15 protein-coding genes and 2 tRNA genes are annotated in these 17,036 nt (G+C 54.4%); 12 read left to right on the plus strand and 5 right to left on the minus strand.

Annotated elements, in window-relative coordinates; translation table 11 throughout:
* Positions 1-43: 43 nt before the first annotated feature.
* Together R6V78_RS00175 and R6V78_RS00180 are read right to left on the minus strand one after the other, a co-directional pair.
* Positions 44-119 (minus strand) — tRNA-Phe (locus tag R6V78_RS00175).
* Between the two features lie 337 nt (positions 120-456).
* Positions 457-533, minus strand: a tRNA-Trp gene (locus tag R6V78_RS00180).
* A gap of 283 nt (positions 534-816) precedes the next feature.
* Here R6V78_RS00180 and lpxD point away from each other — a divergent pair.
* Positions 817-1,878: a UDP-3-O-(3-hydroxymyristoyl)glucosamine N-acyltransferase gene (gene lpxD, locus R6V78_RS00185; protein ID WP_410287294.1), complete on the plus strand. Its 1,062-nt coding sequence runs from the start codon at positions 817-819 to the stop codon at positions 1,876-1,878.
* Positions 1,879-1,960: 82 nt separating this feature from the next.
* Here the strand turns inward: lpxD and R6V78_RS00190 are convergent, their stop codons facing one another.
* Positions 1,961-2,179, minus strand: a complete 219-nt coding sequence (locus R6V78_RS00190; RefSeq protein WP_410287295.1) for a hypothetical protein — start codon at positions 2,177-2,179, stop codon at positions 1,961-1,963.
* Between the two features lie 409 nt (positions 2,180-2,588).
* Between R6V78_RS00190 and R6V78_RS00195 the strand changes: the two genes are divergently transcribed.
* From R6V78_RS00195 to R6V78_RS00215, 5 genes are all read left to right on the plus strand, one after another.
* Entirely contained in the window at positions 2,589-3,128 is a 540-nt protein-coding gene (locus tag R6V78_RS00195) for a hypothetical protein (RefSeq protein ID WP_410287296.1), read from the plus strand.
* Positions 3,125-4,240, plus strand: coding sequence for a M48 family metalloprotease (locus R6V78_RS00200; RefSeq protein ID WP_410287297.1), 1,116 nt, complete (start codon positions 3,125-3,127; stop codon positions 4,238-4,240). Before R6V78_RS00195 ends, R6V78_RS00200 begins: the two co-directional genes overlap by 4 nt.
* Positions 4,241-4,497: 257 nt before the next feature.
* Complete coding sequence (locus R6V78_RS00205; RefSeq protein ID WP_410287298.1) at positions 4,498-4,800, plus strand: hypothetical protein; 303 nt, start codon at positions 4,498-4,500, stop codon at positions 4,798-4,800.
* A 179-nt stretch (positions 4,801-4,979) separates the two neighbouring features.
* Positions 4,980-8,120, plus strand: coding sequence for an NAD-glutamate dehydrogenase domain-containing protein (locus tag R6V78_RS00210; RefSeq protein ID WP_410287299.1), 3,141 nt, complete (start codon positions 4,980-4,982; stop codon positions 8,118-8,120).
* A gap of 162 nt (positions 8,121-8,282) precedes the next feature.
* The gene (locus R6V78_RS00215; RefSeq protein ID WP_410287300.1) at positions 8,283-8,861 is read left to right on the plus strand and encodes a histidine phosphatase family protein; all 579 of its coding nucleotides are present in this window, start codon (positions 8,283-8,285) and stop codon (positions 8,859-8,861) included.
* Positions 8,862-9,040: 179 nt separating this feature from the next.
* On the opposite strand, the gene R6V78_RS00220 is transcribed toward R6V78_RS00215, so the two are convergent.
* On the minus strand, positions 9,041-9,490 hold the full coding sequence (locus R6V78_RS00220; protein WP_410287301.1) for a universal stress protein: 450 nt from the start codon (positions 9,488-9,490) through the stop codon (positions 9,041-9,043).
* A 282-nt stretch (positions 9,491-9,772) separates the two neighbouring features.
* Here R6V78_RS00220 and R6V78_RS00225 point away from each other — a divergent pair, with 282 nt between their 5' ends.
* From R6V78_RS00225 to R6V78_RS00235, 3 genes are all read left to right on the plus strand, one after another.
* Positions 9,773-11,059, plus strand: a complete 1,287-nt coding sequence (locus tag R6V78_RS00225) for a class II D-tagatose-bisphosphate aldolase non-catalytic subunit (protein WP_410287302.1) — start codon at positions 9,773-9,775, stop codon at positions 11,057-11,059.
* Between the two features lie 111 nt (positions 11,060-11,170).
* Positions 11,171-11,653 (plus strand): Fur family transcriptional regulator, encoded by a 483-nt coding sequence (locus tag R6V78_RS00230; RefSeq protein WP_410287303.1) that lies wholly within the window; start codon positions 11,171-11,173, stop codon positions 11,651-11,653.
* 109 nt (positions 11,654-11,762) lie between these two features.
* Entirely contained in the window at positions 11,763-12,284 is a 522-nt protein-coding gene (locus R6V78_RS00235; protein WP_410287304.1) for a rubrerythrin family protein, read from the plus strand.
* A gap of 187 nt (positions 12,285-12,471) precedes the next feature.
* Here R6V78_RS00235 and R6V78_RS00240 read toward each other — a convergent pair whose 3' ends face one another.
* Positions 12,472-12,897, minus strand: coding sequence for a hypothetical protein (locus tag R6V78_RS00240; protein WP_410287305.1), 426 nt, complete (start codon positions 12,895-12,897; stop codon positions 12,472-12,474).
* A gap of 218 nt (positions 12,898-13,115) precedes the next feature.
* On the opposite strand from R6V78_RS00240, the gene R6V78_RS00245 reads away from it, so the two are divergent.
* The 3 genes from R6V78_RS00245 to R6V78_RS00255 all read left to right on the plus strand — a co-directional run bounded on the left by R6V78_RS00245 (position 13,116) and on the right by R6V78_RS00255 (position 16,653).
* Positions 13,116-13,814, plus strand: coding sequence for a lysophospholipid acyltransferase family protein (locus tag R6V78_RS00245; RefSeq protein WP_410287306.1), 699 nt, complete (start codon positions 13,116-13,118; stop codon positions 13,812-13,814).
* A gap of 108 nt (positions 13,815-13,922) precedes the next feature.
* Complete coding sequence (locus tag R6V78_RS00250; RefSeq protein ID WP_410287307.1) at positions 13,923-15,806, plus strand: GspE/PulE family protein; 1,884 nt, start codon at positions 13,923-13,925, stop codon at positions 15,804-15,806.
* A complete protein-coding gene (locus R6V78_RS00255) occupies positions 15,796-16,653 on the plus strand; it encodes an HDOD domain-containing protein (RefSeq protein WP_410287308.1) in 858 nt (285 codons plus the stop codon). Before R6V78_RS00250 ends, R6V78_RS00255 begins: the two co-directional genes overlap by 11 nt.
* Positions 16,654-17,036 lie beyond the last annotated feature (383 nt).

The raw sequence follows: 17,036 nt of genomic DNA on the forward strand, positions 1-17,036 counted from the left end.
AGCTCCTTGGGGCGTTTTCGCATGACTAAACCCTTGATTCTATTGGTGCCGAGGGACAGAATCGAACTGCCGACACGGGGATTTTCAGTCACCTGCTCTACCGACTGAGCTACCTCGGCGGGAGTCCTGAAAAGACAGTCTGCCGTTTCAAGAAAGACCGCATATAAACCCTTTTCCAAAGATAAGTCAAGGGCTTTTTGTAGGTTTGCGTTGACCTATCTTCTCGCCTACAGAACCTAAAAACAGGGGCTTTTTTCCCGCCAGAAGTTAAGACACCGCGTTTAACCTTTAGCCTTGACGGGGAATATGGTCAGGAGGACGAACACCCGCTGCTCATGAAGGATCAGACCTCTGTTCGCGATCGCCCGGGGGCTTTCGGGACAACCGCACCACTGGTAAATCACAAAAAACCAAAGGGGGAACCACCCCTTCGGTTGGCCCCCCTTTTGTATTAAATGGCAGGCCAGGAGGGACTCGAACCCCCAACACCCGGATTTGGAGTCCGGCGCTCTACCAATTCGAGCTACTGGCCTTTACATTCGGTCGCAAGCGCATTCATACAACAGACAATGTAAAAAGTCCGCAAAAAAATGCGCACCAACAGAATTATTGATTCTCAATGGCAAATATTCCTGCAGCAGGGGCAGTTTTCGCCATTCCAACACCCCGGCAGTGATTTGGGTATACGCACATACAATTGTGTCTGGATAGGTTTTGCAGATGTTACCTATATCAAAATCTTTAATTTGATGGTACCCCTGCCATTAATTTTGAATACCGATCAACCCAAATACAGTTCGTTATTAAGGGGAAGCTGTGAAGCAATTTACAATCGAAGAGATTAATCAGGCGATTGGCGGAATGATTGTTGGCAACTCGACAATCCTGATCACCGGTGTGGAACAAATCTCCACGGCAACGGAAAATCAGCTGACATTTATAGGTGAGAAGAAATATATTAAGTCATGGCACCAATCAAGAGCATCGGTTGCAATTGTTAAAAATAGTATCGAAATCGAACCGGGACAGAACCGGGCCCTGTTGCGCGTTGCCGACGCTGATCTCGCATTGGTTCAAGTTCTTAAGATGTTTGAGCCAGAACCTCCGAAATGTGAAGTCGGCATTCATTCGACCGCGGTGATTGACTCCTCCGCAAGAGTCGGTGCAGGCGCTGCAATCGGGGCCGGTTGCTACATTGGGCCCAATGTTGTCATCGGTAAGGGCGCCAAACTCTATCCCAATGTTACTGTATTGGACGACACCCACATCGGCAGCGAAACTGTTGTTTGGTCAGGTACGGTCATCCGTGAACGATGCCATATTGGCAGTGGCTGTATCATCCATCCCAATGTAACCATCGGTGCCGACGGCTTTGGCTATCGACCTTCCCCCGATGGTCGCGGATTGGTCAAGATCCCACAAATCGGAACAGTTGAGATTGGGGACGGCGTTGAGATTGGAGCCGGCAGTTGTGTCGATCGCGGTAAATTCAGTGCCACATCCATTGGCGACGGTACAAAAATAGACAACCTCGTTCAAATTGCCCACAATTGCAAAATCGGCCGCGCATGTGTAATGGCCGGGCAGTCCGGCCTGGCTGGATCGGTGACTTTAGGCGATGGCGTGATTATGGGAGGGCGTGCGATTGTCTCGGATCATGTCACCGTTGGCGCCGGTGCCAAACTTGGCGGAAACGCAGGCGTTATAAGTGATGTGCCACCGGGAAAAACAGTGCTGGGACTCCCTGCCGATGACTACCGACAGACCCTGCGCTTATGGGCATCACTGAAACAAATTCCTGACCTTATCCAAGAGTTGAAAACAAATGTGAAGCGCAACCGGCGCTCTAAAAATAAAGCTCGTGGCGATCAGGCCTGAGAAAAAACCCGGGAAAGGACCATCCTATCCCGGGTTGGATTCAGGAAACGCATAGACGCTCGGATCAACGCATTTCAGGCAACTACTGGCCTGGTACATATGGCACTTCAATACCCCACCATTTTTGATCGGCAGTTTTTTCCAGGTCTTCGGCTGTTGGGTTGTTGCCAAACCAGCTGAATTTCATATGATCCCAATTCCTGTACATGGTGTCGTGCTGCAGAAACTCGGACCTGACTGCAGATTGCCCGCAACTTGCCAAAAAAAGCGCCAAAAAAATCAAAACAACCATTTTTTTCATTGCCCCGTCCTCCCTCTCGTAATTGTAAGGCCAAACCACGTTAGTCCTTGAATGTCTTTAATAATAAGCAATTAGGAGAAAATGTCAAGGTAGACATTTTTTTGACATTTTTTTGTCACCTGCTGTGTTCAATAATGGCAAACCCAACTCCCCATTGATCCCTTAATAACCTAACATTCTGTAAATATATATTAAATTAATTTTTCCCGTGTTGGTCTGAAATTTGCTGTACCCAAAGCATAACCCGCTGAGAGAGGAGCACAGCCACAAGTTGCCGAAGCTAAACCTTCCCCAAATGCCAATTTACCGCCGATCCATATTGATGGTTATCCTGATCGCTCTTTTCACCTCCGGGTGCAGCTATACCTCAACACGATTTCATCCCCAATTCCAAGGTTTGCGACATTCCATGGCCGTCATGCTGGTCCTGGGGCCCGAAATCGGCATATTCGAAAAAATGCCCGACGGAAGCCGGCTGCCACAGGATATCCACAGCCAAAAGGCCCAACACCGCACGCAACAGGCCATTGTCCGGCAACTGCAGGGGCGTCATTTTTCGGTCCAAACAGTTGACGACGGATTTATGCAACAATCCGAAATTGTTGACATCATTTCACTTTATCGATCCGTAAACCGTTCCATCCAGCTGCACACGTTCGGTCCGCAGGTTTTTCCGACCAAGGTAAAGGCCTTTGATTATGCCCTGGGACCAGTGGCCAGAATCCTTAAGGACAGCGGGGCCGACGGCTTGGTGCTGGCCCTTGGTCATCAGACCACTGCCGACCAGCCAACCCAAAACTGGATCAGCATTGCCGTAGTGGAACCTGAAGGCCGCATTATCTGGTACGGCATGCACGGCGACCACCTGAAATACAATCTTCAAACCCAGGAAGGCATTAACGCACTGGTGGCAGCCGCAATGGCCGACTTCTGGGAGCAAGGGTCATGACCACCCTCCGGGATATCGGCGTGGCATGGATGATAGTGCTGTGTACCTGGGCAGCACCGTTGCATGCTCTGGACCGGGTGGCTGCGTCAAGCCAGGCATCGCGCTTGTGGCGGCTCGCCGCTCAGGAGCAGGCGACGCTGGAGCAGCGCGGCATCTTACTGCCGGACCGGACCGTGTCAGACTATGTACAGGCAGTGACCGACCGTTTGTGGGAACAGGTACACTCCAATTTAAGATCGCCGACCATCAAAGTTGTCACGGATACGCGCATGGAAGCCTACGCTTACCCCAATGGGTACTGTCTTCTGACCACCGGCATCCTCAGCCAGATAGAAAACGAAGACCAGTTGGCCATGATCCTCGCCCATGAGCTGGTTCATTATGCTCGCCAGCACACCGTGCTGCTTTACGATCATTTTCAGATGTCCATTCCCGGTACCGGTTTATCGTATGCCCGGCAGACACGGGCGGCCGGCATACCGACCATGCAGCAAAAGATCGATGCCGCCGAATACCAGGCCGACGACGAAGGGTTGACAATCCTTAAAGCTGCCGGTTATTGCGAAGCTGAAGTTCTTCCCCTCATGTCCAACCTCAATAAGAGCTTGCAGGACCAGGGATCGACTGAGACCATCCAACGGCTGGAAAAGCGCATAAAAGACATGCGGACGATTATGGGTCAAACCCCGGAGAGAATAACCTGCACCTCGACTGCCGATGGCGGCCGTGATTTTTTCCTTAACCGCATAACCCCGGCCTTATTGGCCAATGCGCAGGCCGCCCTCAATTGTGGTGACTGGCGCCAGGCGGATCGGAGCATCTCCAGATTTCTGATGTTGAAGCAGGATAATGCCCGCGCATATTATCTCAAAGGAGAGATCCAGCGTCGGCGCAACGATGCCGATGTTAAAAACCAGTGTATTGGATCGTATCAAAAGGCCCTGGAGATCGATCCTGAGTTTCCATTGGCCCATCGGGCTTTGGGAGAACTGAATTATAAGGCCGGCCGATTTCAGACGGCTAAAATGCACTTCGAAGCATTTCTCAGTCTGGCGCCCCAGGACCATGCAAGCGAATTTATAAAGGGATATCTGCGTCAATGCCAAAATTAGCTTATCACAGACCCGCGATAAAGGCCTGGATGGTGGTGGCACTGATGCTGACTGCCTGTGCCGGACCATGGAAAGCCGCCCCGAATCAACTCTGCGGACCGCAATGGTCGATCAGACCGCCCGAGGGATGGATGCAACTGAACACACAGGAATCAATGATGCTTACCAAGGACGGTCCTTATCTGGCGTATGTTCTCATTCAATCAAGGCCGGTTGACCAAGGGTTTCGGTACACAAAACAAAAACTGAGCCCCGACATGCTGCCCCATGAGGCCGTCCAACTGATCACCGACAACCTGCATTCCGATCCTTTGATCCGACAATTTAACCTGCTGGCCAGCCAACCGGCGATGGTGGCCGGTCATGCCGGCTTCAGGTTGACATACAGCTATCAGGATCAATTGGGTGTGGCTGTAAAAACCCTATACTACGGCGTTATTTTGGATGAACTGTACTTCAATTTGCGATACACGGCGACCCAGCGACATTATTTTGATGAAGAACTGCCCGCCTTCAACCAACTGCTTGACAGCCTTCAGCTATGGCGTTTCGGTAAATAAGCGCATCTCTCAGTTCCCCGGTATGGCCTTGGAGAGCCCCTTTCCTTGGGGCCACGGAATTTGGTTTTGTTTCAGAGCAATTTTTGATAATTGAAGCGGCCAAGTCGGTGATCTGGCTGTAAGGCAGGTTACCACCCGTCTGCGCAAACCGATTAACAGCAATTTTTTAAGGAGATGCCATGGAAAGTCAATTCAAGCGCCCCGATTCGGTTTCCAAAGGTGCCTATATCATCGAAAAGGCCCAGAGCGTAAAGCTCAACCCCAGCGTCCTGTACGAAGCGGTGGTGGACCTGTCCTCCGATGGTCTTCTGACGGCCAACTGCATCAACATGGCGGCAGGCATCCTGCTGGAAGATCTGGGGCTTCCCACCTATTTCTTCGAAAACATCAAAAAGGAATCCCTCAAACATCTGTTGGCCTCCATCGCCACGAGCATCACCGTCAAGGACGGCAAGGTCGTCCTGGTGGGGCGGGTCGCCCACATCGATTTCGACCTGGAGCAGGAAAACAATATCCAGCGGGTCCGCATCGCCACCCTTGAAACCCGCGACAGCATGGAAAAGATACTTGAAAGCATGATCTCCGGCCACCGGCGTGAATACTATTACAGCCCGGAGAGCAACTACTTCACATACATCATCCGCCCCGAAACGGTCCGCGACTATCCTCGGGCGGCCTTTACAGATTCACGGTTTCTGTTCACCCTGGCCGGTGACTATATGACCACCCCAGAGCCCACCCGTCAGCGCTACGAAAAATTCCTCAAGCAGTCCGAAAAGGCCGTCACCCCCCTGATCGAGGTGTTCAACCTGCCCGATACCGGGGAGATGCGCCTGATGTTTAACAGCGATTTCGCCTCACCCCAGCTGCCCGTGCTGCGCAAACTTTTGGAAGACCACGGCCTGGTGCTCAAACGCGCATACTGGGAGCCCTACTGGGGCAAATCTCCCGTACCCTCGTCCATCTGCTCCCTGTATATCCGGGGGGAACTGTCCCGCAAAAAGGAAGCTGAGCTGCTGCGAGACCTGTGCGCCTATCTCTCCTTCGGCATCAACCGCGTCACGGACCTGTATGTAAACGGTCGACTGTCCTTCAACGAGATGCTCTTTGCCGGTAACGCTGCGGATTTTACCCACATGTTCATCTTCAAGGAGCGGGACAACGCCATGGATCGGGAGATCCTGCAGAGTCTGGCCAGCAAGGATCACAAGGACGCCTTTGCCGGAAGGATCCACGGCTCCAACAAGTCCACCTACGTCTACAAGGCCATCCTGGAGGCGGTGACCGAAAATCCGGACCTGGTTAAATTTCTCTACGATCTTTTCGAAAGGCGCTTCCACCCGGCAGCCAAAAACCAAATCAGCAATTCGGTGCTGGATGAGAAGTTCAAGGAGTTCGACAAGATCATCTCGTCCCGCTTCATAGACAACTGGCTCCATTGCGATATTTTCAGGTTCATGTTCAAGCTGGTGTCATGCACCCTCAAGACCAACTTTTACAAACCCGAGAAGCGGTCTTTCGCTTTCCGCTTCGACAATGCCATCCTGGACCCCCTGGTCTTTGACCAGTTCGTCTTCGGCATCTTTTTCGTCAACGGCCACTACGCCTGCGGCACCCACCTGCGGGCCGGTGACATCGCCAGGGGCGGGCTGCGGCTGATCCGCGTCTCCCAGGCCAACTACCCCACCGAGGTCGATAATGCCGTGCTGCTCAATTACGCCCTGGGTCCCAAGGCTCAGCGGCTGAAACACAAGGATATCTGCGAAAGCGGTTCCAAGGGCGTCGTGGTGCCCCACGCCATCTACTCCAGCCACGGGATGGATGCCCTGCACGACTACACGGAAGGCATTATCGACCTGATGCTCGGCGACAACAGTATTATCGATTATTACGGCAAACCCGAAATTATTTTTTTCGGCCCCGACGAGGGAACCGCACCCCTGATGGATGCGGTGGCCAATCGTTCACAGGAGCGTGGGTACCGTTTTTGGAGGACCCTGACCACGGGCAAGAGCATCGGCATTCCCCATGATACTTATGGCATGCTTGACAACGGCAAGCTGTTCGGCCTGATCGACCGCAAGGAAAAGGGAACGGACTTGCAGGTTGACGGCGATTCCGTTGCCGTCACCACGGACATGGACACCATCTATGCACATATCGGAGGGAAAATCGAGACCAGCGGAATGACCACCACCGGGGTCATGGGCGCCTTTAGAACCTTGATAACCCATTACGGTGCCAGGGAAGAAGATCTCAACCTGATGATGACCGGCGGGCCGGACGGCGATCTGGGCGCCAATGAAATCCAATGCTATAAAGGCAGAATCTGCCTGATCATCGACGGCGGATCCATTCTATTTGATCCCCAGGGATTGGACCGCGAGGCACTGATGAAAATCGCCTTCATGCGGCACACCTCGCCCCGGGCCAATACTCGCCATTTCCCCGTCCAAAAGCTGAGCCCCCAAGGGTTCATGGTCCCTTTGTCCGCTAAAAACGTCACCCTTCCCGACGGCACGGTCGTGGAGGACGGAGCCCTGTTCCACCGCAACTTTTTAGCGGAGCCCGGCAACCGGCGGTTCATCAGCCAGGCGGACATCCAGGCCTTCATCCCCTGCGGCGGATTCAAAGACACCATCAACCGCAGCAACGTCAAGAATTTTCTATCCCTGTTCAAGGAGCTGCGGTTCATCGTCGATGGCGCCAACGTTTTCTTCGATGACGCCGCCAGGCGGACCATCGCCACCACCACCAACATCAAACACATCAAGGATACCACGGCCAACAAAGGCGGCGTCTTTTCAAGCTCCATCGCCGAAGTGCTTACCGGCTTTCTGCTCGGAGACGACTACGAAGCCAAACTGCTCAACGATATTCAAACCCGATGGGCGCTGATACGGGATATCATGACGCTGGTCGACAAATATGCCCGGGCGGAGACGGAAATGCTCATCCAGATCCATGCGGCCGACCCCTCGGTTCCCCTGTTTGACCTCTCGGAAAGAACCAGTGAGCAGATTTTCGCTCTGCAGCGAATCTGTGAGCAGAACATCACCACCATTTTGAAGGATAAAGATTTGGTCTGGAAAGTCCTGGAGAACTACATTCCGGCCGTCCTGATCAAACGCCTCGGCCGGGATGCGATCATGAACACGCTGGATGCCGAAGAGTTGAAGCCTTACCGGGATGCCATCCTTACCAAGAAGCTATCATCCATGGCCTTTTACCGCTTCGGCACCGATTGGAACGTTTTCCTCGACAAGGTCGAAGCAAACTTCTCCGCCAGCATCCAGACCATTGCGTCGGCAATGGAATGACAGCTGGCTCCACAGGCCATGCAAGAAAAACCCGGGTGGCAGGTACCCTTTCAGCGGACAGGTTGCGTTTGCGCACAACGTCCCTATGTTCCGGCAATATAGTCCTGGGCATGCGGTCCGAATCGTCCCGACTTACAGTCGGCCTTTAAGCAGCGGTATATCATGATGAAGCGGAAATGTTTGTTTGCGGCCTTGTGCGGGTTCACGCTGGTATGCATCAGCGCTCATGCAGCCGATATTGACTGGCTGGTGGAGCAAATTAAAACCGGCGGGCATGTGCTGATGATCCGTCATGCGTATGCACCCGGAAACGGGGATCCTGAAAATTTCCGGATCGGTGATTGCACCACGCAGCGCAATCTTGACGACCGTGGGCGCAACCAGGCCCGTCGCATTGGCCAATGGCTGGCCCAGCGGGGCGTCCAATCCGCCCGTGTCTACGCCAGTCAATGGTGCCGATGCCTTGAAACGGCCCAAGGCCTCGGCCTCGGGCCAGTCGCCGAGTTGCCGGCCCTGAATTCCTTCTATGAAAGGCCCCAGGATCGGGAGCCCAACCTGACCGCACTGAAAGCGTTCCTTGCGCAACAACCCGCTGACGGAAAGTTGATCGTTCTGGTAACCCATTACGTGACCATATCCAGCCTCACCGGCCAGGGCATGTCCGCAGGTGAGGGGGTGGTCATGCGGTTGAACGGTGCTGGCGGGTTTGAGGTCCTCGGTCGTCTGGGGTTTGATCTTTAGGGCCCGATAGGCCACGGACCTGGGCAGCGGTTTTTCGATTTGTATTGCCTGGACACCGGCTGCGCATTTTTACACATCAACAGGCGATGGCCCACTTTTCGAAAATCGGGGGATCCCAGCGAAAAAATTCTGCCGCCTGCCCGGCTTGCCTCACCTGACGACAGTCCAGGGCTCCGGTATCACGTATTCGGCTCAACCGGAATGATCGTCACCGGAACGGATGAATTTTTCAGGACCTTTTCAGCCACACTGCCAAAGCGGAAATTGCCTTTTTCCCCATGGCTGGCCATGACGACCATATCGACCTTCTCTTTATCGATCAACGCCAAAATCTCCTTGGCAGCATCACCCACTGCAATATGCTTGATATAAAGTGGACAGCCGTCGAGGTACTTTTCGCAGATCTGGCCCAACCGATTGGTCGCAGTTTTGTTGGCATGCGCCATGAGTTCTTTGACACGTTTCTCCTCAAAGGCACCATACCAACCGTCATGGTGGGCGATGTCTTCAATCACGTACAGAACGTGGATTTCGGCGCCGTATTGCTGGGTAAGGGATTTAACATGCGGCAGCGCTTTTTCGGATATACTGGAAAAGTCCGTCGGCCAGAGTATCTTATTTACGTCCATGATTTGACCTCCTTTTTTTAATCGGGCATTATCGGCCACAACTTTCTGGTGATGACCCTGCGCGCAGGAAAAAATGCGGTGGGATCAGCAGCTGGCTCAGGTGATATGCGCATCATTTGATTGTTCCTGAGAATATAAGGTCTGCCGCATCGCTTCGTCAAGCGGTTCGCTGTTACCTTCGGGGCCCGGTAAAATCCGTGCCCGAACGTCTTGTGGTTTAAATGTTGATAACATTTCTTATCATCGGGAGTATAGCCTAATCTGGAAAGGATGGGTCCGCACATGCTCAAGGATCTGCGCAACCGACATCTTTCAGGCATGATCGGTGGCCAGGTGGCCATCTGTTCGGCACATCCCCGGGTACTGGCGGCGGCCGCCGCCCGGGCAAAAAATGACGGGACATTGCTGCTGGTGGAGGCTACGGCCAACCAGGTCAACCTGTCCGGTGGTTATACTGGTATGACACCGGCTCATTTTGCCGACCGGGTGGCACGCCAGGCAGCTGATACCGGCTTGGCCCGTAAGCAGATCCTGTTGGGGGCGGACCATCTCGGCCCCCACCTGTGGCGTGAGTTGCCGGCCTTTAAGGCCATGGTCCAAGCCGAAGCCTTGACCCGGGCCTATGTGGCTGCCGGATTCCGCAAGCTGCATCTGGACACCGGTCGGGGCTGTGCCGATGATACCCGGGACCGCCTGCCGGTGAAGATCGCGGCACAGCGCGCCGCCGAACTGTGCCGTGCCGCTGAAGCCACCGCCAGTCGTCTTTGCCGACAGCCGCCATGGTACGTGATCGGAACCGAGGTGCCAGCACCGGGTGGGGCCCTGGGGAAGAACAAAACCGTGGCCGTCACCGACCCCCAGGACCTGATGGCAGAATTGGCGCACTATAAAAAGGCATTCAACCGGAGCGGGGTTGATAAGGCCTGGGAACGGGTTGTGGCCGTGGTGGTCCAACCCGGTATTGATTTCGACGACCACCAGGCGGCCGCCTACGATTCACAAGCGGCCACTGCGATCTCCGCCTTCCACCAGCAACTGCCTGACGCCATGACATTTGAGATTCACGCCGCCGATTACCAAAGCCCGTCAGCGCTGAAAAAGATGGTAGGGGACCACTTTACACTGCTCAAAATCGGCCCTTGCCTCACCTTTGCCCTGCGCGAAGCACTCTTTGCCCTGGCCCACATCGAGAATGAAATCCCCGGCCTGACCCATCGATCCAATCTGATGGCTGTCATGGCGCAGCTGATGCACAACCACCCCAAACACTGGATCACCCACTATCACGGCAGTGAACAGGAACTGCGCTTTCTGCAGCGCTACAGCCTGCGTGATCGCATCCGCTACTACTGGCCCCGAGCCGAAGCCCGCCAGGCCTGTGAGCAGTTGATGTACAACCTGCGCCACCCCATCCCGCAGCCGCTGCTGCAGCAATTCCTTCCCGACATCGCCGGATCCATCACCAGCGGCAGTCTGCCGCCGACATCTGCAGCCATCCTCGAGATCCGAATTCAGTCCGCCTTGAATCCCTACGCAGAGGCATGCCTGAATCCCGCAGGTTATGAATAATTCATCAACTTAGGATGTTTCGTAAACCAATGACCGACAAATTGAAGCCAGCCGGTCTGCCTGTTCAACAAAAGGGTTGACAAATAAGATATAATCCTATTTAAGATCTGCATGCAAATAGTAGATATGGAACAGCACGTGCAGAATTTCGTCGAAATCTGCCACCGCCACCAGCTGAAAATCACTCCCCAGCGTGTTGCCATCTACCGTTTCCTCATACAGTCAAAGCAGCATCCCTCTGCGGATCTGACGTTCAGAGCGGTCAAAAAAGAGTTCCCGAACATCTCTTTCGATACGGTCAATCGCACCCTGTTGACCTTTGCTGACATCGGGGTTGTGGAGGTTGTGGAGGTATTTGGCGGCCCCAAGCGTTTCGATCCCGACATCACGGACCACCATCACCTGCACTGCATCGCATGCGGCCGGATCATTGATTTTGAATATGAAGGCTACGCCCGACTCGACGCGCCGGAAGCGATTGCCGCGGTGTTCAAAGTGATCAGCAGACGGGTCGTTTTAAAAGGTTATTGTGAAAAATGTACCCAAGGGCATAAGGACGGCGCAGTCCCTCAGATCGCGGCGGGCAGATCCTGACCCGAATCGACCCGATCAAACGTAAGGTTTCCCGCTATAAAAACGTTTTTGGTTCAGCCGAACCAAACTTGAAAACAGATGCAACCCCATACACACACAAGGAGGAACAATGAGCAAGACCACCGACAATCTGAAGGCAGCCTTTGCCGGCGAATCCCAGGCCCGCAACAAGTACACCTTTTTTGCCAATGTCGCCCGGAAAGAGGGCTACCATTACATTGCCAAGCTTTTCGATGAGACCGCCTTCAACGAGATGCAGCACGCCAAGGACCATTTGAAACTGCTGGGCGGCATCGGCGACACCCTGGCCAATCTGAAGGAGGCCATGGGCGGGGAAGACTACGAAGTGGAAAGCATGTATCCGCAGTTCGCCAAGGAGGCCGAAGCAGAAGGGGAGACCCAGGCCATGATCGCATTTCAACAGGTGGCCAGGATCGAAGCCCACCATCGCGAACGCTACCGAAAACTCATTGAGATGGTCAAGGCCGGGACCGTTTACAAGCGCGAGCAGCCGATCAAGTGGAAGTGCGGCATCTGCGGCTATATCGTCGAAGGCACCGAACCGCCATCCAAGTGCCCGTCCTGCAAACATGCCAAAGAATTCTACGAGCCGGCCAACATGGATTTCTGAAGGGGTGTTGAAAACTCGGTGAAACCCGCTTTGGCATAATTGGCGTTGCGTTCCATCAAAATCGCCTGCAGCCGATCGTGCCCCACGATCACCGTGATGGTGTCTTTGAAAAGGTCTTTACGGGCATCCCTTCCATCGCAGAAGGGATGCCTTCTTGTTTGGATTTATGCCTTAGCAATCGGGCTTCTCACCTATCGGGAAAACCGATGCTGATTTTTTCGGCGCCGTTTTTCATTTTGATTTTGACATTGAGTTCGATGCTGCTGTCGCGAATGCCCAAGGCAAGCGCGGTCTTGCCTTTTTCGGCGTCGATGTGCGTCATCTCCCTTATGGTTTCGAAAATCCTTGAGCCAGCCTCGTGGCCCGGCGACGGCAGTTCGGTGGTTCTGTATTCTGCAAGGACGGTGATGTTGCCGTCATCGCCACGATGAATGGATATCTTTTTTGCATTGTTATTGACACCGTGCAGGGCCGCCAGGGCCACCCACTTTAACGCAGCGGCGTCAGTGTCGGAATCGTTTTTAAGCGTCGACATCTCTTTGAGAGGATCGTTGGTTGCGTAGCAATCGCACATCTCCTGCACTTTTTTATGCATACTGCTTGAATCTTTCATGGCCTTGCTCCTTATGATCGGCGATTGATCCAATGGCGCCAGTGAAGGCGCTTTATGCCTCCGTTGTAATGATTGAAGAATTACCATCTTTCGGCACCGCGTCAACGAGAGGGGGAAACCGTCTCTGATAGGTGCAGGTTGCCTTGTTGTGCAACTATTGACCCGCAGGCGCTGCATGCGTTATAGGCCCTTCAATAACTTATTTTTTCGGGCAAACCATGAAAGTAAAAGGCAAAGTCAGGGATTTTTGTTACCAAGAGCTGTTTCCGCGAGTCGGCCTGCTGTTTGTCAGACTCCTTTCCCGGACCTACCGCTATAGGCTGGTGGATAGGGAGCACGAACAGCGGGTTTTAGACGCTCACGGTACAGTGGTCTATGCCTCCTGGCACCAGCGCTTTTTCCCGGGCATCACCTTCTTTGCCACGCGCAAACCCATCGCCATCATGATCAGCCAGAGCCGCGACGGTGAAATGATTGCACGGGTGGTGGACATTCTGGGATGGCGGGCGGTGCGCGGATCGTCATCCAAAGGCAGCCTTCGTGCGCTCAAAGAACTGCACGCGCTGACCCGCCAGGGATACCGTGTCGGCCACATCGTCGACGGCCCCCAGGGGCCCTTCGGCGTGATCAAGCCCGGTCTGCTCAGCATCGCCCAATTTTCCGGTGCGCCCATCCTGCCTGTGATCCTGTCTGCCCAGCGATGCTGGGTCTTCAGCAGCTGGGACCGATTCATGGTGCCCAAGCCCTTTTCCAAAATCTTCGTTCGTTTCGCCCCGCCCATCGTCATACCCCGCCGCCTGGATGCCCACGCCTTCGAAGCCCTCCGGCAGGATGTGGAAAAACAAATTAAAGATCTTTACATTCAAACCGATAACTGGTGGAGAAGCCCGGAAATGATCAGGCGGCATTTTCATTAACCGCCAACCTTTGCAGGGTGTTAATTAAAAATGGAAATGCCGGGCGCAAGCCATCATCGCGCAAACACTGTTTGCAGCAACCATCAGCAGGTGGAGAAAAGCGACCCCGTGGCCCCGGACAAAAATGAATCGGCACAATACGGTAAAATCATCAGCCTCCTGATAGAGGTCGGGCAGCTCAACGACAAGCAGGTACAATACGCCCTGCGCGTCCAATCCAAGCTCAAAACCGACAAACCCCTCCTTGAAATCATCAAGGAGCTGGGCTACCTGACGGAAGAGCAGATCCGAAGCACCTTGAGGGAACATGCGCCATCCCTGAGGATCGGCGATTTTCTAGTGGAACTGGGCCTGATTTCAAAGGAGGATCTGGAACTGGCCCTGACCCTTCAGCAGGAGGAAACACCCAGACGGAAGCTGGGTGAAGTGCTGGTGGCTCACAATCTCATCGAGGAACGCAAGCTGATCAGCGTGCTCTCCCTTCAACTGGGGTTCGCGTTCATCGAGCCCGATTTCCTGAAAATCGATCCCGACCTGTTCAGCAGGGGATCCGTCCTCCGATACCAGGAGCATCACTTCGTCCCGATTCGAATGGAGGGCGACAGGGTGCTGGTAGCCTTTGCCGACCCCTTGGATCCAAGGGATGTCGATGCTGCCACCAGTGCGCTGCGCATGCCGGTCATCACGGCCATCACCACCAAAGCATCCATTAAAGCCGCCATCGAGCACCTGCGGACCGACAGGAAAGCCACTGAATATATCTCCTCAGAAACCGGAGAGTCGGTGGTTGACATCGTCAACGCCATCATCGTGGATGCCATTGAGGCTGTCGACGTAAGCGACATTCATATCGATCCGCTGGCCGACCGCTTGCGGGTCAGATTCCGTCTGGACGGCGTTCTTGTTCTACACAGGGACTACCCGATGAATATCGCCCAAGCGCTCTCTTCACGCATCAAGGTGCTGTGCAAGGCGGATATCGCCGAACGGCGGCGCCACCAGGGAGGCCGGATCCTATTCAATCACGGCGAGCACCACATGGATATCCGGGTCTCCTTCTACGCCACGGTAAAAGGAGAAAAAATCGTTCTGCGGCTTTTGAATCGGCAGACGGAACTGCTCGACCTCAACCAGATCGGCATGGCCAGACGAGTGATGCACAGTTTCCGGGAAGACGCCCTGGACCGCCCTAGCGGGGTGGTCCTGATTACCGGCCCCACCGGTTCTGGAAAGACCACGACCGTTTACAGCTGTATCAGCCACCTCAACACGATGGAGGCCAGCATCATCACCGCCGAGGATCCGGTGGAATATGTCATTGACGGCATCGGCCAATGCTCCATTGATCCCAAGATCAACCTCACCTACGAAGACTCGTTGCGGCACATCGTGCGCCAGGACCCGGACATCATCGTCATCGGAGAAATCCGCGACACCTTCTCGGCGGAAGTGGCCGTTCAGGCAGCTCTTACCGGCCACAAGGTTCTCACCACCTTCCACACCGAGGACAGCATCGGCGGTTTGCTGCGACTTTTGAACATGGATATCGACGCGTTTCTGATCTCCTCCACGGTGGTGTGTGTGGTGGCCCAGCGCCTGCTGCGCCGCGTCTGCAAACACTGCGCCCGGCCATACCAGCTGATTCCCATGGATCTGCTGCGCATCGGCTGCGAGCCTCACCACCTGGAAGGCGCCACCTTCATGAAAGGCAGAGGCTGCAGCCACTGCCGCTACACCGGCTACCGCAAGCGCGTAGCCGCCTTCGAGGTGCTGGTGCTCAATGATACCGTCAGGGATGGACTGATCCAGCGCAAGACCAGCCACCAGATACGGCACATCTGTACGGAAACGACTGGGCTGGTAACCCTGTTCGAAGACGGACTTTACAAAGCAGCCCGTGGCATCACCACCGTCGAAGAAATTATGCGCTGCCTGCCCCGATTTCAGAAACCGCGTCCCCTCGGAGAACTGGAGCGAATGCTTGGAAAGTGATCGACCGATGAACCAGGAACAGTCATTTCTGCAAATTATCAAGTCCTACCTGACCAGTCGCAAGGCCGTGCTGCCCGTCTTCGATGCCACGGGCATGAAAATTCAGCACGAGGCATCCAAAGCGGAACCGGACATGGACGTCATCGAAAAGATGATCACCTGTGATCCTTCGCTGACCAGTCAAGTGCTTCGCATTGCCAACTCAGCATTTTACAAGGGCCTGCAGAAGGCTGCCACGGTGCGCACGGCCATTGTACGGCTGGGCAGCCGCGAAATCGCCAACATCGCCATCCTGGTAACCCAAAAACGGCAGTTCCGTTCCAAAGACCCCTTCATCAACCACCTGATGCAAGACCTGTGGCGCCATTCGGTGGGTTGTGCCATCAGCGCACAGTGGATTGCCAACCGCTGCGGGCTCAAGGCCAAGGCCCAGGAGGCATTCACGGCCGGACTGCTCCACGACATGGGTAAACTGCTCATCCTCACCGTCACCGATGCGGTCAGACGCTCCGACACCTTGAAACAGATACCCCCCGAAGTCCTGCTGCACGAGGTGATGGACAACTTTCACACGATGTACGGCTACGCCATGCTGCGTCACTGGAACCTCCCGGACCAGTACTGCCGCATCGCCCGGGACCATCACAAGGCCGAACCGGAAAAGGGCAATGATCTGATGATGATGGTCCGCCTGGCTGACAAGACCACCAACAGTCTGGGCATCGGCCTAAGGGGAGTTGAGCCGTGTGTGCTCGCCGCCACAACAGAAGCCGATTACTTTGGGCTTACCGAGATCACCATGGCCGAACTCGAGATCAAGCTCGAAGACGCCAAAATTTTTTCGTGAACGCCACGGTTATCCGGCAGTCGTCAGCATGGCCAGCGCTTCCCGACCGGGGGCAATGCGGTCCTTTTTTCAGCCAAGCCTACGTCTTGTTTTGACTTATCTCACCAATATGCTAATTATGATGGACAGATAGCCTTACCTCGAATGGTTTCCGGCTTTAACCGTCATGGATGGCAGGTGATGGGTGTTGGTCATCTTCCATTTCAGCAGTTGAATCAGTGGAGGTTTATATGATCAGAAAATTCTGGTTTGCCCTTCTCGTGACGGCGCTGGTTGTCAGTGGCTGCTCAGGCATCCAGGTCAGTCAGGATTATGACCCGGCTACCGATTTCGGGTCGCTGAAAACCTACCGCTGGGCATCGGCAAGCCAGGCCAAAACCGGC

This window comes from Desulfosarcina sp., from assembly GCF_046496365.1.
In the GTDB taxonomy this organism is placed as follows: domain Bacteria; phylum Desulfobacterota; class Desulfobacteria; order Desulfobacterales; family Desulfosarcinaceae; genus Desulfosarcina.